35 protein-coding genes and 1 pseudogene are annotated in these 22,813 nt (G+C 23.2%); 27 read left to right on the forward strand and 9 right to left on the reverse strand.

The window, feature by feature from the left end; genetic code table 4:
• The 5 genes from AACL02_RS08735 to AACL02_RS08755 all read left to right on the forward strand — a co-directional run bounded on the left by AACL02_RS08735 (position 1) and on the right by AACL02_RS08755 (position 2,198).
• Entirely contained in the window at positions 1 to 351 is a 351-nt protein-coding gene (locus tag AACL02_RS08735) for a hypothetical protein (RefSeq protein WP_339040912.1), read from the forward strand.
• Between the two features lie 43 nt (positions 352 to 394).
• The gene (locus AACL02_RS08740; RefSeq protein ID WP_339040914.1) at positions 395 to 1,285 is read left to right on the forward strand and encodes a hypothetical protein; all 891 of its coding nucleotides are present in this window, start codon (positions 395 to 397) and stop codon (positions 1,283 to 1,285) included.
• Positions 1,286 to 1,393: 108 nt separating this feature from the next.
• The gene (locus tag AACL02_RS08745; RefSeq protein ID WP_339040915.1) at positions 1,394 to 1,588 is read left to right on the forward strand and encodes a hypothetical protein; all 195 of its coding nucleotides are present in this window, start codon (positions 1,394 to 1,396) and stop codon (positions 1,586 to 1,588) included.
• Positions 1,589 to 1,617: 29 nt separating this feature from the next.
• On the forward strand, positions 1,618 to 1,890 hold the full coding sequence (locus AACL02_RS08750) for a transposase (protein ID WP_339040917.1): 273 nt from the start codon (positions 1,618 to 1,620) through the stop codon (positions 1,888 to 1,890).
• 29 nt (positions 1,891 to 1,919) lie between these two features.
• Positions 1,920 to 2,198: a transposase gene (locus AACL02_RS08755; protein ID WP_339040490.1), complete on the forward strand. Its 279-nt coding sequence runs from the start codon at positions 1,920 to 1,922 to the stop codon at positions 2,196 to 2,198.
• Between the two features lie 85 nt (positions 2,199 to 2,283).
• On the opposite strand, the gene AACL02_RS08760 is transcribed toward AACL02_RS08755, so the two are convergent.
• Both AACL02_RS08760 and AACL02_RS08765 read right to left on the reverse strand, forming a co-directional pair.
• Positions 2,284 to 3,401 (reverse strand): IS3 family transposase gene (locus AACL02_RS08760; protein WP_422397813.1). Its coding sequence is split into 2 segments (ribosomal slippage): positions 2,284 to 3,131 and positions 3,131 to 3,401, totalling 1,119 coding nucleotides; the frame shifts between segments, so codons are not numbered across the junction.
• A 120-nt stretch (positions 3,402 to 3,521) separates the two neighbouring features.
• A complete protein-coding gene (locus AACL02_RS08765) occupies positions 3,522 to 4,472 on the reverse strand; it encodes an IS30 family transposase (RefSeq protein ID WP_339040235.1) in 951 nt (316 codons plus the stop codon).
• A gap of 66 nt (positions 4,473 to 4,538) precedes the next feature.
• Between AACL02_RS08765 and AACL02_RS08770 the strand changes: the two genes are divergently transcribed.
• From AACL02_RS08770 to AACL02_RS08785, 5 genes are all read left to right on the forward strand, one after another.
• On the forward strand, positions 4,539 to 5,333 hold the full coding sequence (locus tag AACL02_RS08770; RefSeq protein WP_339040919.1) for an IS3 family transposase: 795 nt from the start codon (positions 4,539 to 4,541) through the stop codon (positions 5,331 to 5,333).
• A gap of 110 nt (positions 5,334 to 5,443) precedes the next feature.
• Positions 5,444 to 5,968 carry a DDE-type integrase/transposase/recombinase gene (locus AACL02_RS08775; protein ID WP_339040921.1) on the forward strand — a complete coding sequence of 175 codons (525 nt, stop codon included), beginning with the start codon at positions 5,444 to 5,446 and terminating at the stop codon, positions 5,966 to 5,968.
• A gap of 54 nt (positions 5,969 to 6,022) precedes the next feature.
• Positions 6,023 to 6,241 (forward strand): transposase, encoded by a 219-nt coding sequence (locus AACL02_RS12525; RefSeq protein ID WP_422397851.1) that lies wholly within the window; start codon positions 6,023 to 6,025, stop codon positions 6,239 to 6,241.
• 377 nt (positions 6,242 to 6,618) lie between these two features.
• A complete protein-coding gene (locus tag AACL02_RS08780) occupies positions 6,619 to 6,939 on the forward strand; it encodes a hypothetical protein (protein ID WP_339040923.1) in 321 nt (106 codons plus the stop codon).
• A complete protein-coding gene (locus AACL02_RS08785; RefSeq protein ID WP_339040925.1) occupies positions 6,940 to 7,374 on the forward strand; it encodes an IS1595 family transposase in 435 nt (144 codons plus the stop codon). It abuts the gene before it with no gap.
• 87 nt (positions 7,375 to 7,461) lie between these two features.
• On the opposite strand, the gene AACL02_RS08790 is transcribed toward AACL02_RS08785, so the two are convergent.
• From AACL02_RS08790 to AACL02_RS08805, 4 genes are all read right to left on the reverse strand, one after another.
• Positions 7,462 to 7,692 carry a hypothetical protein gene (locus AACL02_RS08790; RefSeq protein WP_339040927.1) on the reverse strand — a complete coding sequence of 77 codons (231 nt, stop codon included), beginning with the start codon at positions 7,690 to 7,692 and terminating at the stop codon, positions 7,462 to 7,464.
• Between the two features lie 16 nt (positions 7,693 to 7,708).
• On the reverse strand, positions 7,709 to 8,002 hold the full coding sequence (locus AACL02_RS08795; RefSeq protein WP_339040929.1) for a hypothetical protein: 294 nt from the start codon (positions 8,000 to 8,002) through the stop codon (positions 7,709 to 7,711).
• A 146-nt stretch (positions 8,003 to 8,148) separates the two neighbouring features.
• A complete protein-coding gene (locus tag AACL02_RS08800; protein ID WP_339040931.1) occupies positions 8,149 to 9,348 on the reverse strand; it encodes a hypothetical protein in 1,200 nt (399 codons plus the stop codon).
• A gap of 147 nt (positions 9,349 to 9,495) precedes the next feature.
• A complete protein-coding gene (locus tag AACL02_RS08805) occupies positions 9,496 to 10,317 on the reverse strand; it encodes an IS1595 family transposase (protein ID WP_339040933.1) in 822 nt (273 codons plus the stop codon).
• Here AACL02_RS08805 and AACL02_RS08810 point away from each other — a divergent pair.
• The 12 genes from AACL02_RS08810 (at position 10,263) to AACL02_RS08865 (ending at position 16,014) form a co-directional block, all read left to right on the forward strand.
• Entirely contained in the window at positions 10,263 to 10,466 is a 204-nt protein-coding gene (locus AACL02_RS08810) for a hypothetical protein (RefSeq protein ID WP_339040935.1), read from the forward strand. The genes AACL02_RS08805 and AACL02_RS08810 overlap by 55 nt on opposite strands.
• Before the next feature lie 506 nt (positions 10,467 to 10,972).
• Entirely contained in the window at positions 10,973 to 11,461 is a 489-nt protein-coding gene (locus AACL02_RS08815; protein WP_339040937.1) for a hypothetical protein, read from the forward strand.
• A gap of 130 nt (positions 11,462 to 11,591) precedes the next feature.
• A complete protein-coding gene (locus AACL02_RS08820) occupies positions 11,592 to 11,789 on the forward strand; it encodes a hypothetical protein (RefSeq protein ID WP_174480508.1) in 198 nt (65 codons plus the stop codon).
• 18 nt (positions 11,790 to 11,807) lie between these two features.
• Positions 11,808 to 11,966, forward strand: a complete 159-nt coding sequence (locus tag AACL02_RS08825) for a hypothetical protein (RefSeq protein ID WP_339040940.1) — start codon at positions 11,808 to 11,810, stop codon at positions 11,964 to 11,966.
• Positions 11,956 to 12,138: a hypothetical protein gene (locus AACL02_RS08830; RefSeq protein WP_339040942.1), complete on the forward strand. Its 183-nt coding sequence runs from the start codon at positions 11,956 to 11,958 to the stop codon at positions 12,136 to 12,138. Before AACL02_RS08825 ends, AACL02_RS08830 begins: the two co-directional genes overlap by 11 nt.
• Positions 12,139 to 12,362: 224 nt before the next feature.
• Positions 12,363 to 12,551, forward strand: coding sequence for a hypothetical protein (locus AACL02_RS08835; RefSeq protein ID WP_339040944.1), 189 nt, complete (start codon positions 12,363 to 12,365; stop codon positions 12,549 to 12,551).
• A complete protein-coding gene (locus tag AACL02_RS08840) occupies positions 12,544 to 13,269 on the forward strand; it encodes an ERF family protein (protein ID WP_339040946.1) in 726 nt (241 codons plus the stop codon). Before AACL02_RS08835 ends, AACL02_RS08840 begins: the two co-directional genes overlap by 8 nt.
• A gap of 102 nt (positions 13,270 to 13,371) precedes the next feature.
• Complete coding sequence (locus AACL02_RS08845) at positions 13,372 to 13,938, forward strand: hypothetical protein (RefSeq protein WP_339040948.1); 567 nt, start codon at positions 13,372 to 13,374, stop codon at positions 13,936 to 13,938.
• 1 nt (position 13,939) lies between these two features.
• Positions 13,940 to 14,074 carry a hypothetical protein gene (locus AACL02_RS08850; protein ID WP_339040950.1) on the forward strand — a complete coding sequence of 45 codons (135 nt, stop codon included), beginning with the start codon at positions 13,940 to 13,942 and terminating at the stop codon, positions 14,072 to 14,074.
• Positions 14,074 to 14,223, forward strand: coding sequence for a hypothetical protein (locus AACL02_RS08855; protein ID WP_339040952.1), 150 nt, complete (start codon positions 14,074 to 14,076; stop codon positions 14,221 to 14,223). Before AACL02_RS08850 ends, AACL02_RS08855 begins: the two co-directional genes overlap by 1 nt.
• 215 nt (positions 14,224 to 14,438) lie before the next feature.
• Positions 14,439 to 15,161 (forward strand): hypothetical protein, encoded by a 723-nt coding sequence (locus AACL02_RS08860; RefSeq protein ID WP_339040954.1) that lies wholly within the window; start codon positions 14,439 to 14,441, stop codon positions 15,159 to 15,161.
• 79 nt (positions 15,162 to 15,240) lie between these two features.
• Entirely contained in the window at positions 15,241 to 16,014 is a 774-nt protein-coding gene (locus tag AACL02_RS08865) for a hypothetical protein (protein WP_339040956.1), read from the forward strand.
• 320 nt (positions 16,015 to 16,334) lie between these two features.
• Here the strand turns inward: AACL02_RS08865 and AACL02_RS08870 are convergent, their stop codons facing one another.
• Together AACL02_RS08870 and AACL02_RS08875 are read right to left on the reverse strand one after the other, a co-directional pair.
• Positions 16,335 to 16,880, reverse strand: a complete 546-nt coding sequence (locus AACL02_RS08870) for a hypothetical protein (RefSeq protein WP_339040958.1) — start codon at positions 16,878 to 16,880, stop codon at positions 16,335 to 16,337.
• A gap of 15 nt (positions 16,881 to 16,895) precedes the next feature.
• A complete protein-coding gene (locus AACL02_RS08875; protein WP_339040959.1) occupies positions 16,896 to 17,162 on the reverse strand; it encodes a hypothetical protein in 267 nt (88 codons plus the stop codon).
• A 135-nt stretch (positions 17,163 to 17,297) separates the two neighbouring features.
• On the opposite strand from AACL02_RS08875, the gene AACL02_RS08880 reads away from it, so the two are divergent.
• The 4 genes from AACL02_RS08880 (at position 17,298) to AACL02_RS08895 (ending at position 20,866) form a co-directional block, all read left to right on the forward strand.
• Positions 17,298 to 18,482 (forward strand): prolipoprotein diacylglyceryl transferase, encoded by a 1,185-nt coding sequence (locus AACL02_RS08880; protein ID WP_338978944.1) that lies wholly within the window; start codon positions 17,298 to 17,300, stop codon positions 18,480 to 18,482.
• A gap of 120 nt (positions 18,483 to 18,602) precedes the next feature.
• Positions 18,603 to 18,911 (forward strand): hypothetical protein, encoded by a 309-nt coding sequence (locus AACL02_RS08885; protein WP_174480536.1) that lies wholly within the window; start codon positions 18,603 to 18,605, stop codon positions 18,909 to 18,911.
• 19 nt (positions 18,912 to 18,930) lie between these two features.
• Positions 18,931 to 19,989, forward strand: coding sequence for an MSC_0882 family membrane protein (locus AACL02_RS08890; RefSeq protein WP_338978943.1), 1,059 nt, complete (start codon positions 18,931 to 18,933; stop codon positions 19,987 to 19,989).
• Between the two features lie 55 nt (positions 19,990 to 20,044).
• Positions 20,045 to 20,866, forward strand: a complete 822-nt coding sequence (locus AACL02_RS08895; RefSeq protein WP_339040962.1) for an IS1595 family transposase — start codon at positions 20,045 to 20,047, stop codon at positions 20,864 to 20,866.
• A 329-nt stretch (positions 20,867 to 21,195) separates the two neighbouring features.
• Here AACL02_RS08895 and AACL02_RS12530 read toward each other — a convergent pair whose 3' ends face one another.
• A complete protein-coding gene (locus AACL02_RS12530; protein ID WP_422397852.1) occupies positions 21,196 to 21,291 on the reverse strand; it encodes an IS3 family transposase in 96 nt (31 codons plus the stop codon).
• Positions 21,292 to 21,352: 61 nt separating this feature from the next.
• Between AACL02_RS12530 and AACL02_RS08900 the strand changes: the two are divergent.
• Positions 21,353 to 22,473 (forward strand): annotated as a pseudogene (locus AACL02_RS08900) (IS3 family transposase).
• The last annotated feature ends 340 nt before the right edge of the window (positions 22,474 to 22,813 follow it).

The following is a 22,813-nucleotide window of genomic DNA, read 5'->3' on the forward strand; positions in this document are numbered from 1 at the left end:
ATGAATTTATCAAAAGAATTAATAACAGCAGTATTAAGTGGAGCAATAACTACCGGAATTATAGTTACTATTGTTTTACTTTTCTTATCTAAATTTATTAAAAAATCAAAACAAAACAAAATATCAAAAGAATTAAAAAGAGATAAAGAAATTCAATTTATTATTGAAAATATTAAGCAAATAAATTCTCAATTACAATTAGAAACAACATCAGTTGCAAAATTACTTGATAGTTTTAATAATGATAATGAAAAAGATGAAGTATTTAAAAATACTATTATTAGTCAAAGAGCATCTAGAAAAGAATTATCAGAAAAAGATAAGAAAAAAGCAACTAAAGTTGGAATTTAAAGGGTTTAAATACCCTTTATTTTACATTAAGGAGTAAATTATTATGGCTATTAAAGACCCATTAATGTTTATTACAATTGAAGAATTTAAAAATTGAAAAGGTTTTAATAAATCATTATTTGATGAAGTTACAACACCAGATAGTGAAATTAGATATGCAATAGAAATTGCAAGTAGTAATATTGATTTTTTAAGTGGTTTTACTATTTCAAAAAAATGACCAGAAATAAATCCAACAAAATTTACAGATAATATTCAAACTGCAACTACTCATTATGTTAATTTTTTATTAGGTAAAGGTGTTGAATATGCACGTGGTCAAGCAAGTATTGGTCAAGGAGGTATTACTTATTCACAAAATAATCCAGAAGACCCTTATTATATTGTTCCACAAGTATTTAATTATTTAAAAGAAATAAATGAATATCCAACTATGCAAGGTTTTAATCTTGATGTTTCACCTAAACAAAATTGATTTAAAAAATTTATGGGTAATGGTGGTGAGCAAAATCCATGAGAAATTTATGTACAATCAAATAATATTAAAATTAGTGATGATAGGACTAAAATTACTATTACTCATCCAAAAAATATTATGGGTTCAGTAGTTGATATTGATACTAGGGGCATTAAAACAAATATTGATAATTCATTATGAGAAGTGAATAAGGAAAATCCTAATTTTATTTTTCCAAAAGATTTTAAAGGTATTGATGTTAATGGAAAAAGAATTATTGATGTTGGTACCCCTACATTTTTAAGTGATGCTACAACTAAAGTATATGTTGATGATTTATTAGATAAAAAACAAGATAAATTAATTGCTGGTGAAAATATTAAAATTGAAAATAATGTTATTAGTGCTACTGGTGGTAGTGGTGAATCATTATGAGAAATAGACCCTAATAGTTCAACTATAATACAACCTAAATAAAAAAGAATTATTACTTCAAATAATACTAGAATTGTTGATATAGCAGACCCTATACAACCACAAGATGCTGTTAATTTAAGAACCTTAGATAAAAAAATAGAAGATAAAATGGATAAAGACCAATTTCAATATGCTTTTGCTATCAATACTATTGGTACTAAAATTCCTAATTTAGAAACTACTGATAAAACCGTTGCTGGTGCTATTAATGAAATTAATAAAAAACAATCAAGTCAAAATATTCCACAATGAAAAAAAGTAGCAGATGGATGGGTTACACTTTATTGGACACTAATTACATAGACAAGTGAACAAAGAAAGGAACTATAATTATGGCCAATATTAACTCATATACCGATGAATTTAAAAAACAAATAGTAGCTTTATATCAAAGTGGCAAATCAGTATCTTGCCTTGTTAAAGAATATAATGTTACAAGAGCAGCTACTTACAATTGAATTAAGCAATTTACTAATTCAGGTAGTTTTAAAACTAAAGATAATCGTTATGTTGAAGAAAATGAATTAATTAAATTAAGAAAAGAATTAAAACAATTAAGAATGGAAAATGGATGGGTTACACTTTATTGGACACTAATTACATAGACAAGTGAACAAAGAAAGGAACTATAATTATGGCCAATATTAACTCATATACCGATGAATTTAAAAAACAAATAGTAGCTTTATATCAAAGTGGCAAATCAGTATCTTGCCTTGTTAAAGAATATAATGTTACAAGAGCAGCTACTTACAATTGAATTAAGCAATTTACTAATTCAGGTAGTTTTAAAACTAAAGATAATCGTTCTGTTGAAGAAAATGAATTAATTAAATTAAGAAAAGAATTAAAACAATTAAGAATGGAAAATGATATTTTAAAGCAAGCAGCACTAATAATAGGCAGAAAGTAGAGATTATTGCAAATAATAAATCTAAATATAAAATTCGCACAATGTGTCATTTTTTAAAACTCTGGAATGGCAACCCTTTTTAGGACTATTTTTTGGTAGACATTTGTTTTTGATAATTAACTGGAGTTAAGTAGTTTAAAGTGCTGTGAATTCTTATGTTGTTATATCAATTGATGTAATCAAATAATTCTAATTTTAATTGGATTAATGATGTAAAATTTTTATCATTAATAAATTCGGTTTTGAAAGTTTTAAAGGTTGCTTCAGCAACAGCGTTATCATAAGGACAACCTTTTTTGCTTAAAGAGCGATTAATATTGAATGCTAGTAAAAGTTTATCAATAATTTTATTATTAAATTCATTACCGCGATCACTATGAAATATTTGAATATCTTTTAAACAGCGATTTGAGTGCATAAATGCTTGATATACTAATGATGCATCTTTTTTAGTACCTACACTATGTCCAATTATTTCGCGGTTAAATAGGTCAATTAATAAACAAATATAGTTTCACTTACCATTTACTTGAACATAAGTTAAATCACTAACAATAACTTCATTTTTAACTCTATTATTAAAGTTTCTATTAACAAGATTGGTTATTTGACTATCATTGACTTTATTATGATAATTTTTGAATGATAATTTAGTGTATTTTGATATTAAATTATGTTTATTCATAATTTCTTTAATTTTTCGTCTTGATAAATAAATTTCTTGGTTTTCTAGAATGACTTTTAATCTTCTAGTACCATAAACTTCTTTATTTTTTTTAAAAGCACTAATAACAGCTTGTTCATAAATATTATTTTGAATTTTATTTTTTTTCTTTAAATTAAAATAATATGTTGATTTAGAGAGTTTTAAAAAATGACACATTGTGCGAATTTTATATTTAGATTTATTATTTGCAATAATCTCTACTTTCTGCCTATTATTAGTGCTGCTTGCTTTAAAATATCATTTTCCATTCTTAATTGTTTTAATTCTTTTCTTAATTTAATTAATTCATTTTCTTCAACAGAACGATTATCTTTAGTTTTAAAACTACCTGAATTAGTAAATTGCTTAATTCAATTGTAAGTAGCTGCTCTTGTAACATTATATTCTTTAACAAGGCAAGATACTGATTTGCCACTTTGATATAAAGCTACTATTTGTTTTTTAAATTCATCGGTATATGAGTTAATATTGGCCATAATTATAGTTCCTTTCTTTGTTCACTTGTCTACGTAATTAGTGTCCAATAAAGTGTAACCCATCCAACTCTCTAAATCAACATATTATTTTAATTTGCTAAATTGTAAAGGTAAGTGCAACTAAATTATTTTTCTATCCAAATATTCTATCGGTGAAAGATAATTTAGTATTTTTCTTGGTCTTTGGTTTAAAGACAATATAAATTTATGAACTTCATTTTTACAAGTTTTTGAAAAATTAAATTTTTTAGGAAATTTTTCTCTAATTAAACCATTAGTATTTTCATTAGTACCTCTTTGTCAAGGTGAATATGGATTTGCAAAATAAATTTTCACATCTAAATTTTTTTCAAGTTGTTGTCAATTTGAAAATTCTTTACCACGATCAAAAGTAATGGTTTTAACAATATTTTTAGGAAGAATTGATAAATAATGGCTAATATTTTTGTTAATAACTTTAGTAGTTCTGTTTTTAACTAATATTGCTAAAGTAAATCGTGATACTCTTTCAACTAAAGTTATTAAACATTTTTTACTTTTGCCTCGTGATGATACTATAGTATCTCCTTCTCAATGACCAAGTGTTATACGATCATTAATATTAAGATCTCTTTCTTTAATTGATTTGCTATTGAATTTGCCACGATTTTCTTGAGATTTGCGTTTTTTGCCTTTTCTTCTTAAATTTTTACTAGTAACTTGATCAAGCAATCCAGAATAAATTCAATTGTAAATTGTTTTAAAACTAATAACTCATTGTTTATGAAAATTTTTAATTCTGCCATAAATTTGTTCAGGTGATCAGCCTAATAATAGTTTTTGTTGCACATATTTTACTAAATCTTTATTTTTAAACTTATGAAAAAAAATATGTGATTGTTTTCTATTTTCAGCTTTATTTTGTGCAATCAATGAAAAATAATTACTATTATCTTGATTTCTATTAATTTCTCGAATAATAGTACTAATATTTCGATTAAGATTTTTAGCTATTTCACTAATTTTAACTTTAAATTTCAATTGATTCTCAATATAAATTCTTTCATCTACGCCAAGATGTTTATAACTCATATAAAAACTCCTTACTTTTTTTATAAAATAAATTTAGCATTATGAAATTTTTATATGAGAATTTTTTTGCAATTTTATTTACTTGCACTTACAAGTATAATTCAGCATTTAAAGAAAAAAAATAAAATTCAAAATAATATTTATGAACAAGCTGTTATTAGTGCTTTTAAAAAAAATAAAGAAGTTTATGGTACTAGAAGATTAAAAGTCATTCTAGAAAACCAAGAAATTTATTTATCAAGACGAAAAATTAAAGAAATTATGAATAAACATAATTTAATATCAAAATACACTAAATTATCATACAAAAATCATAATAACAAAGTTAACGATAGTCCAATAAACAATCTTGTTGATAGAAACTTTAATAATAGAGTTAAAAATGAAGTTATTGTTAGTGATTTAACTTATGTTCAAGTAAATGGTAAGTGAAACTATATTTGTTTATTAATTGACCTATTTAACCGCGAAATAATTGGACATAGTGTAGGTACTAAAAAAGATGCATCATTAGTATATCAAGCATTTATGCACTCAAATCGCTGTTTAAAAGATATTCAAATATTTCATAGTGATCGCGGTAATGAATTTAATAATAAAATTATTGATAAACTTTTACTAGCATTCAATATTAATCGCTCTTTAAGCAAAAAAGGTTGTCCTTATGATAACGCTGTTGCTGAAGCAACCTTTAAAACTTTCAAAACCGAATTTATTAATGATAAAAATTTTACATCATTAATCCAATTAAAATTAGAATTATTTGATTACATCAATTGATATAACAACATAAGAATTCACAGCACTTTAAACTACTTAACTCCAGTTAATTATCAAAAACAAATGTCTACCAAAAAATAGTCCTAAAAAAGGTTGCCATTCCAAAATGATATTTTAAAGCAAGCAGCACTAATAATAGGCAGAAAGTAGAGATTATTGCAAATAATAAATCTAAATATAAAATTCGCACAATGTGTCATTTTTTAAAACTCTCTAAATCAACATATTATTTTAATTTAAAGAAAAAAAATAAAATTCAAAATAATATTTATGAACAAGCTGTTATTAGTGCTTTTAAAAAAAATAAAGAAGTTTATGGTACTAGAAGATTAAAAGTCATTCTAGAAAACCAAGAAATTTATTTATCAAGACGAAAAATTAAAGAAATTATGAATAAACATAATTTAATATCAAAATACACTAAATTATCATTCAAAAATTATCATAATAAAGTCAATGATAGTCAAATAACCAATCTTGTTAATAGAAACTTTAATAATAGAGTTAAAAATGAAGTTATTGTTAGTGATTTAACTTATGTTCAAGTAAATGGTAAGTGAAACTATATTTGTTTATTAATTGACCTATTTAACCGCGAAATAATTGGACATAGTGTAGGTACTAAAAAAGATGCATCATTAGTATATCAAGCATTTATGAACTCAAATCGCTGTTTAAAAGATATTCAAATATTTCATAGTGATCGCGGTAATTAATTTAATAATAAAATTATTGATAAACTTTTACTAGCATTCAATATTAATCGCTCTTTAAGCAAAAAAGGTTGTCCTTATGATAACGCTGTTGCTGAAGCAACCTTTAAAACTTTCAAAACCGAATTTATTAATGATAAAAATTTTACATCATTAATCCAATTAAAATTAGAATTATTTGATTACATCAATTGATATAACAACATAAGAATTCACGGCACTTTAAACTACTTAACTCCAGTTAATTATCAAAAACAAATGTCTACCAAAAAATAGTCCTAAAAAGGGTTGCCATTCCAGAATTTGAATTACAAATTGAAAATCCGATTAATAATTTAAATCGGATTGAAATTAGTGGTATATTTGGTGCTGGTAATTACGATTTAATTTTAATAACTGATAATCAAAAAATAAATTTAACTAATATTACTTTATTTGATAAATACAATGAAAATATTTCATATATTAACTTAGAAATTTAATTTTATTTATCAAAATATCCATCAGGATAAATGCCATTTCATTTTATATCATCTTGCTGTAATTTTTTTACGGACTTCTCCCCACATGTACTTGTGGAGGGAATAATGAAACTTAATTAATTCAACAATGCTTTTCAAAATGAACAGCAATGTCTTGCATATATAGCAAATTTGAAAGAAAACAAATGTATTAGGTGTTTTAGTTTTAATTTGAATACTTCTGATTTAAAAAGAATGAGATGTTTAAAATGTAATCAAACATTTAGCATTCTCACAGGTACCATATTTTCAAGGTCACAAACATCTTTAACATCTTGGTTTTATCTTATCTTTAGATGAATAAACACCAAACATGGAATTCCATCAACAGATATTGCAAAAGAATTAGGAGTGACTTTGAAAACTGCTTGAAGAATGACTCATAAAATCAGAACACGTATTGCAAAACAAAAACCTCAATTTATTGTTGAAGGTACAGTGCAAATTGATTAAATGTATCTTTCACATATGGGTTTTAAAAAACAAGGAAGATCCTTGGTGAATAAAACCTTGATTGTTGGCATTTATCAAAAAACAACCAATAATTTAATTGTGAAAGTATTGAAAAACGCAAAGAGTAAAAATCTTTTGCAGTTTGCAAAAAACCACATTTCTTCAAAATGTCTTGTATATACTGATTCTTGAAAAGGATATTGCGATTTTAAATCAGTTTTCACTAAGCATGAAACAGTTAACCATCAAGATGGCTATGTTTCAAAAATTGGTGTAAATACCAACCAAATTGAATCAGTTTGAAAACATATAAGAAGAACATTTAAAACACATATCAAAGTTGCAAAACATCATGTTCATTTATATGCTAAAGAAGCTGCATATAAATTAAACAAGATACCTATTTTTGAAACTGTAATTCTATGTTTGATTTAAAAATGTGGGGAGAAGTCCGTAGATAGGCTTTTCTCAGCATTTATGTGATAAAATTAAAATAGTACATAAAGGGAGAAAAGCCTTTTTTTATACTAAAATATAATGATATTTTATGAACATCATTTGTTTTTCTTTCCCATATAGTTGTTCCAGCCCCCCCCAGTAGACTTTATAATCTCAATCAAAAAATGATTGATAACCATTAGTTTTATTGTGTGCTATTGAACCAATTATTAAACCAGTTACTCCGCTTACAGCACCAGTTAGTGCTAATGCTAATGTTATTTTACTTAAATTTGTTTTTATTCATGTTTTCATAATAAACTTCTCCTTTTTAATTTATTAAATGTTCTGCATTATTAATTTCGTCATCATTTTCTATTTTTTTAATATTTTCTAATAATTCAGGTACAAATCTATCTTCACATTCATCTGCATGTTCTTCACATGCAAAAATATTTGCTAATTCTTCGTCATCAATTACTACATGAACAATATTATCTGAAATGTTATTACATCCTTTTCTTTGACAAATTACAATTTCTTCATCAAAATTATCATTCATTATTTTAAATTGTTTTTGTTTACTTTTTACCTTTTTTCGAACTTTACTCCTTTTTTTACTCATAAATTCTCCTTTTTTCCTTGATTTTACTTTTAAATTGTACTATTTTTGATTATTTTTACAAGTATGCTTTTAAATGAAAAATAACGCCTAAATTAAAGGCGTTTATTTTATGAGACCTATACTATTAATTATATTGAAATTGTTTATTATATAGCAAATGTGAAGATACTTTTTTTTACAGTAGCATTATTTTTACCCCTAATTACATTTTTGTATGGGTACAGTGCATAAAACAAAGCATCATATGGGTCTTGATACATATTTTTGTCAGGAATGTTAGTTTTTGTTTCATCATAACGTAATTCTTCTAAACATTGAGTAGTCTTTGGTAAATCATCTTTATTAGCATAAAAGTTTCCATAACTCATAATATTTCTCATTCATACTACTCTATTAGTTAATCCGGCTTCTTGATTTAAATTTGAAGCATGTTTAATAGCAGTTTGTGTTATTAGAATAGTATTGTGTTCATCAATTAATTTTTGATTTAATCAATCAATTGCTGTTCTTGCTTTATCATCATAAAAATAAATTGTTTGGTCAAAATTTTCAAAATTATCGATTAATCCTAAAATTTCATTAACATAAGCATTAATTTTTTCATTTTCATTTATAAAGTCATTTGGAGTAACTACTAATTCACAAATAATATAAGCATCATAATAACCAGTATTATTATATTCTTTAAAACCAACTACCATAAATACAGTATGGTCTTTTGGTCCCGTAGCTCAATCAATACCAACACTATAAAAATCAAATTTATACATATCTTTTTCTTGATTATAAAATTGTTTTAACTCATATGATTGTCAATATTTTACAGTTTTTTGAAATGGAAAAATTGTTGCATCACTATCTAAAAATTCAAAACCATAAAAAAAAGTATTAAATTCATCAGGATTACTTTTTTTCATTTCTAATAATGTTCTTTTTTGAATGTCTGGTAATTTATTTCAAAATGGTTGAATAGTAAATCTTAATATAAATAAACCTAAACCACTAAACATTTCTTTATTTTCATAATAAACTTTACCAACTTTTTTAAGATTTTCCATGATTTTATCATTTAACGGTAAAAATGGCGTGCAATACTTTAAATAAAATGGATGATATTTATCATAAGGATTGCATGTAAAAGTAATGAAAAAACTTTTATAAAAATAACGAGTAATCTTTTGTCCAAACGTACTACTATATATATATTTATCAATAAAGGTTCAACTTCATTCTTTAATAGGTTCTTTTGATACTTTAATACGATTACTTCTAAACATAGAGTTTTGTAATCGTTCATATCGATATGTTAATTGTTTTTCTGTTAAAGTCTCTTTTTCTTCTGCCATAATAATTTCATCTGTTCTTGAACCTAAAAAACTTGAACCACCGGCTTCTTTTCCAAAAATTTTATGGCTTTTCTCCCTTTATGTACTATTTTAATTTTATCACATAAATGCTGAGAAAAGCCTATCTACGGACTTCTCCCCACATTTTTAAATCAAACATAGAATTACAGTTTCAAAACTAGGTATCTTGTTGAATTTATATGCAGCTTCTTTAGCATATAAATGAACATGATGTTTTGCAACTTTGATATGTGTTTTAAATGTTCTTCTTATATGTTTTCAAACTGATTCAATTTGGTTGGTATTTACACCAATTTTTGAAACATAGCCATCTTGATGGTTAACTGTTTCATGCTTAGTGAAAACTGATTTAAAATCGCAATATACTTTTCAAGAATCAGTATATACAAGACATTTTGAAGAAATGTGGTTTTTTGCAAACTGCAAAAGATTTTTACTCTTTGCGTTTTTCAATACTTTCACAATTAAATTATTGGTTGTTTTTTGATAAATGCCAACAATCAAGGTTTTATTCACCAAGGATCTTCCTTGTTTTTTAAAACCCATATGTGAAAGATACATTTCATCAATTTGCACTGTACCTTCAACAATAAATTGAGGTTTTTGTTTTGCAATACGTGTTCTGATTTTATGAGTCATTCTTCAAGCAGTTTTCAAAGTCACTCCCAATTCTTTTGCAATATATGTTGATGGAATTCCATGTTTGGTGTTTATTCATCTAAAGATAAGATAAAACCAAGATGTTAAAGATGTTTGTGACCTTGAAAATATGGTGCCTGTGAGAATGCTAAATGTTTGATTACATTTTAAACATCTCATTCTTTTTAAATCAGAAGTATTCAAATTAAAAATAAAACACCTAATACATTTGTTTTCTTTCAAATTTGCTATATATGCAAGACATTGCTGTTCAGTTTGAAAAGCATTGTTGAATTCATTCAGTTTCATTATTCCCTCCACAAGTACATGTGGGGAGAAGTCCGAATTTTATTACCATTAGCATAACCAATAAAATCAATTTGTTGATTGTTAGGAAAAATAATACATCCACCATCCTTAGTAATTTTTCATTTAATACCATGTGGATTATTAGGTAATAAATTAATATTATATTCATCTAATAAAACTTGACAAACATTCATTAAAGCGCCAATTGTAGTTTCACTATGAGTATTTTCATAGCGTCTTACTTCTTGAACACTACTATCACTAAAATTACAACATATAAATAAATCGGGCGAATTGCAAACTTGGATACGATTTAATAAAAATATAATGAGAGATAATTCTCTCATTTTTAATTGTTGAACAATTATAATTAATTATTTTATTAAACCAGCACTTTATTAAAGTAATTAATTATTCCATAACTAAATAAAAAATTATTTAGGCTATTGTGCTGGAATATTCCAATAGTAATTTTTGTCATGCTCTTTGAAAATTTCAGAAATTTTGGTTCCCTCCCCCTAGAACCCCTACCCTCCAAGGCTTTGCTACTTACAGTAGCATAAGCCTTACGTAGAGTAGTAGAAGTATTTAGTTAGTAGTATATAAGCCTTTTATCACTGTAGGTGATAAGGCTTATACGTAGAAAGGATTCGTAATGATTAATGTTAATTTAGATATTAAAAATAAAGTTAGAGAAACAACTAAAGGTATGTTATTAGAAATTGGTGAATATGAAACATGATTTCCAATTAAAGATACTACTATTAATCAAAATAATAAAAAAATAACATTAAAAATAATTGAAGATTTTAATTATAAATTAGGTAAAAAATCAATTACAAAAGATATTGAAAGTATTAAAGGTAGTGATATTTTAAAATATATTAAAAATATTTCAGATATTACTACAAATGAAAATGAATTAATATCTTGTGAATTTTATGAACAATATAATGGTTATTATATTTTTACAAATGATAAAAATCAAGAATGTTTTAAATATAACATTACATGAGAACAAGATATGAAAAGTTTTAAAATAAATAATCCATATAATGATAATGATTTAGCAATAAATTATATTGTTACACCAATGAAATATATAAATACTCATAATGAAAAAATATTTTATTTAAAGTATTAAAGGAAATTAATATGTTATTAAATATTGAAAAAATTGAATTAATTAAAAATTTATGTAATGAAAAATTACTTAAAAATAAAAAATATATTGAAATACAAGAAATATTAAAAATTATAGAAAGAGATTAAAAATGGAAGAAATAGATAATTTAGAAATACAAGAAGATAATAAAGAATTACAAAATAAATTATTAAAAGAACAAATTGAATTAATTGAAGAACAAAAAGAATTTTATAAAAAATCATGAAAAAGTAGAATTGTATTTTTAACAATTTGAATAATTATTATGATTTTAACATTAATAATTATTGCTTCTAAATATTCTTAATTAAAGGAGTTAATATAAATGATTAATTTAAAAGAAGATAAAAGAATATATTTAAAATATGAAGAAATTGAAAAAATATTTGGTTCATGTGATATATGTAATAAAAATTCATCATTTGCAAATAGAACTTGTAATAAATGTTTTTATAAATTAATAGGTGAAAAAAATGAAATGTAATATTCATAATGAAAAATATATTTGAATTAGTGAATTAGATAATAATTATTATTGTAATAAATGTATAGATGAAATGATTGAAGAAGATATGTATTTAACATCAAATAATTGAGATTCTTTATATGAATATTATATTAATGAATTACAATTAGAAAATTTTAAAGGAGTGTAAATATGAATAGATTAGAATTAGAAAATGCAAGAAAATTAATAGAAAAATTTGAAGAATTACAAGAAGAATTTAATGACAAATATGAAGATTTAGAACTTAACATTGATGCTGATTATTAATTAAACATTAGGAATGATTATTTTACATATGAAGATGTAAACAAATTAGAACAAGCAATTATTGATTATAAAAAAATTATTAAAGGTTAAAGGAGATGAATAAATATGGTAGCAACTCCTAAAAAGAAACCAGAAGATTTAATGACTAAACAAATTATTATTCATTTAAGATTTACTGAAAAAAATTATGAAAAATTAAAAGAAATTTGTGAAGAAAAAAATATGAAAATTAATGGATTTATAAGAAGTTTAATTAAAAATGAAATAAATAGAAAGATTGATTATAATGAATAATTTATATAAAAAAATACTTAAATTACAATTAGAAATTGGTAGTACACCTAAAAATGGTTTTAATACTCATGGTAATTATAAATATTGATTATTAAGTGATATTTTTAATAAATTTAAATTATTATGTAAAGAATTAAATATTGTGATTTTACATGAAGATATATTAACAACTGATAGAAAAATAAATTATTTAGAGACTAAAGAAGTAGAAATAACATATTTTAAAAGATATACAATTATTGATTTAGATAATGATAAAGAAATTAAATATTTTGATATACTTGCTTGTGCTAAAAATAAAGATGTAGCAAAAGCAAAAGGTAGTGCAGAAACTTATGCTTATAGATATTTTTTAATGAATTTATTGTTATTAAGTGAAGATGAACTTGACCCAGATAATGATAATGTTAATTTAGATATTAAAAATAAACAACAAAATAATTATATTAATAATAATGTAAAAATACAAAATGAAAAATGAGAACCAAGTGAAAAACAATTAGATTATTTTGAAAAATATATGATTACAAATACAGTTTTATTTGATGAATGTATCAGAGAAGATATGGAAAGATTAAATCCAAATAATAGTAAAGATTTTTTAATATTAATGGGTGAAAATTATTTAAAAACTTTATTTGATAAATTTAAAGAAATTCGTGAAAGATTTAAAAATATAAAAACTAATAATAAAAATGAGTATAGAAATTATGAATAAATGTAAATATTGTAATAAAAGAATTTGATTAACAAATTATTGATGTATGAATTGTTTAGAAATATTAGTTATGAATTTAAATAAAAATAAGGAGAAAAAATAATGAATAATTATTTACTTTCAATTGACCCAAGTATAAAAAATACTGGATTTACTTTATGAGAAAAAAGATGTCATGTAATAGATTGTGAAAATAATAATTGTATTGAATTAAAACTATGAACAGTAATATGAATTAAAAGTTATAGTTTTGAAAAATTTAAAAATATTAATCGAACATTTGATGAACAAATAATATTTGAATTATTTATGATTGGTGAAATTGGAGATTTTGATAATATGAATATAATTATTGAACGTGGTACTTTTCATAGTAAAAATGGTATTGGTTATGAAACACAAGAACATTTAAGAGGTTTTATTGCTGGACAATTTAATAAATTATTAACAAAAGATATGTTAATAAGTCCTTCTTCATGAAAGAAATGATATATAAAAAAATATCATTTACAAAGTATTAATTTTAAAAATAAAAATTGAAGTAAAGAATTTTCAATAAGTATGACAGAAAGTATAATAGATGAACAAGGTTGAAATATAACAATATCAAATCATGATGAAGCTGATAGTTTATTAATTGGTTGATATTATTTAAATAAGGAGAAATAAAATGAGTAAGTTTGAAACAGATTATTATGCAATGAAAAGTATACAAGAATTTAGTGAAAATATAGGCAAATTAAAAAAATTAAAAAACTTAGAAATATCAATTAATTTATGTACTTGTAAAAAGGAAGTAAAATAATGCAAAAACAAAAAAAAGAAAAAGTATTACTTAAATGTATTGTTAAAGATTGTAATAGTAAATTATTAGTTACTTTAAAAACTTTAAATATAGAAAGTAGTACAGAGCAATTTTTTAATATGTGTTATTTTCATAAAAAAACAATTTAAAAATAAAATAAAAGAAATAAGAGAATCTTATAAAGATAAAAAAGTTTAAATAAGTATAAAAAAAATAATCGTGTAAAATAAAATCATAAAACTTAATGTAAATGTAATTTTTAACTCATTACTTTTAAGAAAATAATAAATTAATTTAATAAAAAAAATAAAGGAGTTTATTATAACAAATGCAAATTTATTGTAAACATATAGAGATGTTTATTATGACAAATAAATATTTAGATGATTATTATGGTCAAGTAGAAAATGAAAATATAAATCAAAATGAAAAAGAAATTAAAAAAATGTGAGCTTATATTTTATATTATGAAGAACAAAACTCTTTTAATTTCTTATTTAATCAAGATTTTAATAATATTGATTTATCAAAAATGGATATGAATATGACGATGATATTTGATGAAGAAAATAAATTAATACAAAATAAATTAATAAAAAGTGAAATTGAAAGAAATATAAATAGAATGTGACATAATATGATAAATAACTTAAAAAGTGAAAACGATGAAATTCAAACTAAATTAATAAAAAGTGAATTCAATTTTGTGGAAGTTAATATAGAAATTAAAAAAATAAAAGAAGAAAATAGTAAATTAAAAGAAATTGAACGTATTACCAGTAATAGTCCAAAATTTATTGATATTTTGGAAAATCTTAAAAATCAAGGTATAGAACATAGAACACCTAGTCCTTTTTTTCCTTCACCATTAGTTAATAATGAATTTTCAATTGAAAAAATACTTGAAGAAGAAAATAGAATTTTAAAACAAGAAAATAGTAAATTAAAAAAAGAAAATATTTATTTAAAGAAAGAAAAATCTAGTAAAAAAAAATACCAATTAAAAAAATTAAATGAAACTAAAAATAAAATTAATTTAAAATTAAAACAATTACAATCTAAAAAAAATGCAAATATTATAAAATAATTATGACTAAATTAAAAAATGACTTATAAGTAATAAGATAAACTTATAAAATATTTAAATATTGAAAGGATAAAATAAATTGAAAACTTTTATAAAACCAATTTTAAATCATTCAAAAAAAGGAATAAAAATTATAAAAAAATTAAACTTAAAAAAAGAAAATAATCATACAACTAAAGTTATTTATCAAAAAATTGAAAACTTTTTAATAAAAGATAATTTAAATCAAGAAACAAATGAAAATTATATTAAATTAAAATTAAATAATATTTTTCAACATCCAAAACTAGGTAAAAAAGAATTAAAGTCAATAACTTGCAAAAAAATAAATGAAAATGATGAAATTATTAGTGATGAAATTTATATTAATTTTAAAGAATTAAATAATTATGATTATAACATTGAAATTCAGAAAATAGAAAATGAAAATATAGACGAAAAAATAAAAAAATTAAATGAAACTAAAAATAAAATTGAAAATTATATAAAAATTTTAATTAAAATTAACAATGAATTAATAAATGATATTAATAAAGATGAACTTGAAATTAAATTTGAAAAATTAAAAAATAATTATAATTATTCAAATTTAACTACTATTTCAGAATGAAGTGCTAATATAACTAATTTAGGTGCTGGTGCGACTGCATTTGTTCCTAATGTTGGTTCTATAATTTCTCCTATTTTAACAATGGCTTCTGCTAGTTGTTCAATAATAAATAGTGTTATTAAAGATAAAGAAAATAAATCCATTGAAGATAGTATTAGAAATGAAATAAATAATTTAGAAATAATTGAACAACCTTCAACAAGTACAGGAATATATAATTCAAATTTCTCTACAAGATTATAACTAAAATTTAAAAATATAACAAAAAAGTTACCAATAAGGTAACTTTTTAATTAGATGTCAACCTAATTATATAAGAATGAAGAATAATAAAACATCTGTAACTTACCTAAGTAAGCTCAGTACATTATAACATGAAATATTTAAGATTATGGGGAAGTATTATTTTGATTAGACTTTACCAGAAAAATCATTAAGATAATAAAAATTAACATAAGGTGCATATTTAACAATGATTTATAATTTTACTATTAAATTTTTCAATAAGTATTACAATTTTTTTTAAAAAAGAACTAACTTAAAATTAGTTATTTTAAATTAGATTATTTATTTTTATATATTCCATCAGTAGTTGTTGCATAAATACTAAAATTATTAGAATTATAAATCAATTCGTTAATTGAATTTAGTTTATTTTCATTCATTAAATTAAAGTTGTTTTCTTTATAACTTTTTCATATATTACCATCTTTATCACCAACTAAAACTCCTGTTCCAAAAGTTATTACTGTTGTATTTATTGTTTCTAAAGTTTGCTTATATGGTAAAAAATTAGCAATAGTAACACGTTTATAATAAACTTTTTTACTGTTGTTAGTAACAAAGACTGTTTCTTTATTATCAACAGCAATGCTTGTAATGCCACCATCTTCTAGTTGCTCAACTAAATTAAAAGGATTACCCCCAATACTTTTAAAAATCATTCCTTCTGTATTACCGGCATAAATTAAGCCATTTTTAGTTGTTTTTAAAACTGTAATGTTACCTGTTGCCCCATCTATTTTTTCTAATTCAGTTGTTGGACTTGAATTAGTATATACCCCTTCATTTGTTCCTATATAAATATTATTTTCTTTGTCAAAAGTCATTGCTAATCATTGGTGTTAACTTAAAGTATATTTTTCAGCAAGTTGATCATTTTTAAGAATATAAACTTTTAATTCATTATTTTTTTCATTATAAGTTCCAACGTAAATTGTTCCATTAGGTGTTGTAATTAGTGATTTTATTTTATAATCATAATTAAGTAAATTTATTTCTTCAAAAGATTGACCATTGTCACTTTTATAAACAATACCTTTATTATTAACAGCATAAGTTTGCTCACCGTTAAAAGTTAAACTATTAATTTCACCAGTAGTGCCTGTCATTTTGTTAAAACTAATTTTAGAAACATTTGCAATATGTATTGTTTGTCTTTATTTATATTGTGATTATTAGTTAGTTATGGTATTCTATTATGGTATTCTATATTAAAATATGGTCTTGTAAGTGAGGTGTTTGTTATGTTAAATTTAGATTTTGTTGGACCTCACGGCATTACTGATACTTATGGTGGATGATTTCATGTTTATGCATTTGCTATTATGTCAGGTATTTTTGCTTCAATTATTGCTTCTTGAGTAAAATTTAAACGTTATCGTGTTCCTACTGATTCTTTAGCATGATCAATAATATTTATTATTCCTGCTTCATTATTTGGTGCTAGTTTTCTTGGTAAGGATGATCCTGATAAGTCAATTAGTTTTTTTGAAAAATTTGCATTTTGAAAACCAGGGATGTCTATTCATGGTGGTGTTTTATTTGGCATTATTGCTGGTGCAATTATTTTTTACTTTGTTGGTCGTAAGTATAAAATATCATTATGAATATATGGCGATTTAATTATTCCTAATATTTTATTAGGGCAGATATTAGGACGTTGAGGTAATTTCTTTAATCATGAATTACTTGGTAACGTTGTAAGTTATGATTCATTATCATGATTACCTGCTTTTATTCGTGATAATTGTTTTAAATTAATTGGTGGACCAAGTGGTAATCCCGAAACGATTAATGGTGAAATTGTTTATCGTGCACCAATATTTCTTTATGAATCAATTGCTAATTTAGGTTTATGATTAGCGATTACATTTATTGTTCCAAATCTTGGTAAATGATTTGGTAAAAAGCCATGAAAAGTGGAACCAGATAAGTTTCAATTTGATTTTAAAGATAATTTTAAATACTGAGGAAAAATAACTTTTAATCCAAAATATTGAAATAAAGTAAATCGTGACCCAAAGCATTTGACTTGAACTAAAATGTGAAATGAAGTTTACTATTATAATCAAGTACCAAAAAATGTAGTAAATAAAGCATTAGCAGAAGTCAAACTTTCTGGTAAGAAAATTAATGATTATATAAATAAAAGCAAAAAACTTTATGAAATAAATAATCCACATCATTATCGAATGATGCATGCAGGTGTTCAAATGGGACTTTACTTTTTTGGATGAAATTTAATTAGATTTATTTTAGAGTTACAGCGCCCACCAGAAGATTTATTTTTAATTAATCGTCCAATCCTTGATTATACAATTTTATTATTGATTACTTTCTTTGGTCTGTTTCTAGCAATATTTGCACAATTTGTTGCAGCAAAATATTTACGTAGCGAAGGATGAACATATGAAAAAGAATATTATTAATATTCTTTTTTATTATTAAAATAATTATTATAACAGAAAATAAGCTATTAAATAGATAATATTAATTAGATTTGGTGTTTTTGTTATAATATTTATATACTAATGTATGAGGTGAAATTAGTGTTAGCAGTAGTAAGTGATGATAGTAGTACTAATACCATTAAGTTTTTAGGTTTTGAGATTCCAATTACTACTTTTTTATATTCAATGGGTGGGTTAGCACTTTTGATTTTTCTGTTATTATTATCAATTTTATTAATAATGTATTTACGCAAAAGGATTTCTATTAAAGGATACTTAAGTTTAGAAGAAAAAGATTATCAATTTGAAGATAAAATTTTGGAAATTGAACATGAAATTGCCAAATTACAAAGAAAATTTTATTCAAGTAAACATATTTCTAAAAAGACAAAAAAATATTTTAACTAATTAAATGTAGGTGATGTATATGTCTAAAATAAAATTTAAATTATTTGATAAATTTTTTTCACAAAAAAATAGGTTATCAGATAAAGAAGATTATCAAAAATCAACTAATAATAACACTTATTTTAGCAATGTTGTACCACCAATTAATAAAAATAAAGAAAATATTCATAATTCTGATTTTAATGAAAACGATTATAATGAAAAAAAATATGATGGTAAAAATATACAAGTTACTAGTTCTTATATAATACCTTTACAAGAAAAAAAGACAGTGCCGATCAATGAAAACTTTACTAAAGAAAAAGATATGTATTATGATCAACCACAAACATTTAATACTATGGAAATAGTTAGTTATAAAAATAGTTTTAAAATTCCAAAACCAATTAGCAGAGAAATTAAATCAGAGAAGCTAAAACAATTGATTTTATTATTTATTGGTGTTATGACATTAATTATTGCTTCAACTTTTATTAGTTTATATTTTGGTATGATTAACATAAAAATTATTCCTCATCCTGTAATTACTATTCCATTAGCAATTATTGCTCTTACTATTATTTTGATTAATATTATTGAATTTGTGACATTAAGAAGAGAAGTGGATTTATATATTGAAAGAACACTAAAAGGATCGCTATTACCTCCTAATTTTATAATTAGAAATTATCGTAAAATTCATGCTAACTTGATAATTATTAATTGAATAAGTATTAGTAGTTATATTGTTCTTGGTATTATTATTGGCATTATGTTTTTGATTAGTGGTCAGAAATTAACTTTTATTATTCAAAAATGAACAGTTAATGTTCCTGATATTATTAAAGATGCAATAACATTAACAATTATTTTAGGTGTTATTTTCTTTATTCATATGATTAATATTGTTATTTTTAAATTTCGTAAACGTAATATTATAAGTTATTATGGCTATGAAATTATTAATCCACAAGAGTTAAATCAGTACAAAAAAAAGATAAATAGAATATGTATGATTATTACTATTGGTTTTACTGCTTTAATATTTTTTGCAATTGTTATTCCAATATTTGTATTAAAAAGAAGAAAGAAAAAGTAGTTATTATTTATAATATATATCGGACTTCTCCCCACATGTACTTGTGGAGGGAATAATGAAACTGAATGAATTCAACAATGCTTTTCAAACTGAACAGCAATGTCTTGCATATATAGCAAATTTGAAAGAAAACAAATGTATTAGGTGTTTTAATTTTAATTTGAATACTTCTGATTTAAAAAGAATGAGATGTTTAAAATGTAATCAAACATTTAGCATTCTCACAGGCACCATATTTTCAAGGTCACAAACATCTTTAACATCTTGGTTTTATCTTATCTTTAGATGAATAAACACCAAACATGGAATTCCATCAACAGATATTGCAAAAGAATTGGGAGTGACTTTGAAAACTGCTTGAAGAATGACTCATAAAATCAGAACACGTATTGCAAAACAAAAACCTCAATTTATTGTTGAAGGTACAGTGCAAATTGATGAAATGTATCTTTCACATATGGGTTTTAAAAAACAAGGAAGATCATTGGTGAATAAAACCTTGATTGTTGGCATTTATCAAAAAACAACCAATAATTTAATTGTGAAAGTATTGAAAAACGCAAAGAGTAAAAATCTTTTGCAGTTTGCAAAAAACCACATTTCTTCAAAATGTCTTGTATATACTGATTCTTGAAAAGGATATTGCGATTTTAAATCAGTTTTCACTAAGCATGAAACAGTTAACCATCAAGATGGCTATGTTTCAAAAATTGGTGTAAATACCAACAAAATTGAATCAGTTTGAAAACATATAAGAAGAACATTTAAAACACATATCAAAGTTGCAAAACATCATGTTCATTTATATGCTAAAGAAGCTGCATATAAATTCAACAAGATACCTAGTTTTGAAACTGTAATTCTATGTTTGATTTAAAAATGTGGGGAGAAGTCCGTAGATAGGCTTTTCTCAGCATTTATGTGATAAAATTAAAATAGTACATAAAGGGAGAAAAGCCAAATTTAAATAAATGAGGAAGAGAAACAATTACTTTCAATGAATTCCAAAATAAAAAATGTCAATTTAAAAGTTGTGAAGAAAATATTTTTAGTCATAGTTTAGATTTAAATTATTTTAAAAAAATGATTTCTGAACATTTAACAAATTTAAATAAATTAGAACAAGAACAAGAGTTATTTAAATTTAGTAACTCTATATATGCAGATGATTTTTGTAAAAATCTGGAATGGCAACCCTTTTTAGGACTATTTTTTGGTAGACATTTGTTTTTGATAATTAACTGGAGTTAAGTAGTTTAAAGTGCCGTGAATTCTTATGTTGTTATATCAATTGATGTGGATGGGTTACACTTTATTGGACACTAATTACGTAGACAAGTGAACAAAGAAAGGAACTATAATTATGGCCAATATTAACTCATATACCGATGAATTTAAAAAACAAATAGTAGCTTTATATCAAAGTGGCAAATCAGTATCTTGCCTTGCTAAATAATATAATGTTACAAGAGCAGCTACTTACAATTGAATTAAGCAATTTACTAATTCAGGTAGTTTTAAAACTAAAGATAATCGTTCTGTTGAAGAAAATGAATTAATTAAATTAAGAAAAGAATTAAAACAATTAAGAATGGAAAATGATATTTTAAAGCAAGCAGCACTAATAATAGGCAGAAAATAGAAATTATTGTCAAAAATAAAGTTAAATATAAAATTCGCACAATGTGTCATTTTTTAAAAATCTCTAAATCAACATATTATTTTAATTTAAAGAAAAAAGAAAATAAAATCAAAAATAATATTTATGATGAAGCTGTTATTAGTGCTTTTAAAGAAAATAAAGAAGTTTATGGTACTAGAAGATTAAAAGTCATTCTAGAAAACCAAGAAATTTATTTATCAAGACGAAAAATTAAAGAAATTATGAATAAACATAATTTAATATCAAAATACACTAAATTATCATTCAAAAATTATCATAATAAAGTCAATGATAGTCAAATAACCAATCTTGTTAATAGAAACTTTAATAATAGAGTTAAAAATGAAGTTATTGTTAGTGATTTAACTTATGTTCAAGTAAATGGTAAGTGAAACTATATTTGTTTATTAATTGACCTATTTAACCGCGAAATAATTGGACATAGTGTAGGTACTAAAAAAGATGCATCATTAGTATATCAAGCATTTATGCACTCAAATCGCTGTTTAAAAGATATTCAAATATTTCATAGTGATCGCGGTAATGAATTTAATAATAAAATTATTGATAAACTTTTACTAGCATTCAATATTAATCGCTCTTTAAGCAAAAAAGGTTGTCCTTATGATAACGCTGTTGCTGAAGCAACCTTTAAAACTTTCAAAACCGAATTTATTAATGATAAAAATTTTACATCATTAATCCAATTAAAATTAGAATTATTTGATTACATCAATTGATATAACAACATAAGAATTCACAGCACTTTAAACTACTTAACTCCAGTTAATTATCAAAAACAAATGTCTACCAAAAAATAGTCCTAAAAAGGGTTGCCATTCCAAGGTGTTTTAATTTGGGCGCATAACTTTAATGGATAGATTAATAAAATAATGGATAACAAAGAACGATATAACTATCGTTCTTTTTTTGTTAAAAGATTAAAACTTCATACCACTGTCGGAAAGAAAAAAAATAACTGTTGGCTATAGGCCTATCTTTCTATCAGTATAAAAGGATTCTAATGTTAAGCAAATTAGAAAATAACAGTATATCGCTTAATGTAATTATAGATTAATTTGAATAGCCTTATTATGGCTCAGTAAATAACCCATTAATTTATATTAATAATTACATTTGTATTATTTAAAAAAATAGGGG

The sequence above is a fragment of the Spiroplasma endosymbiont of Apeira syringaria genome (assembly GCF_964020205.1).
Lineage (GTDB): Bacteria > Bacillota_I > Bacilli_A > Mycoplasmatales > VBWQ01 > Spiroplasma_E > Spiroplasma_E ixodetis_A.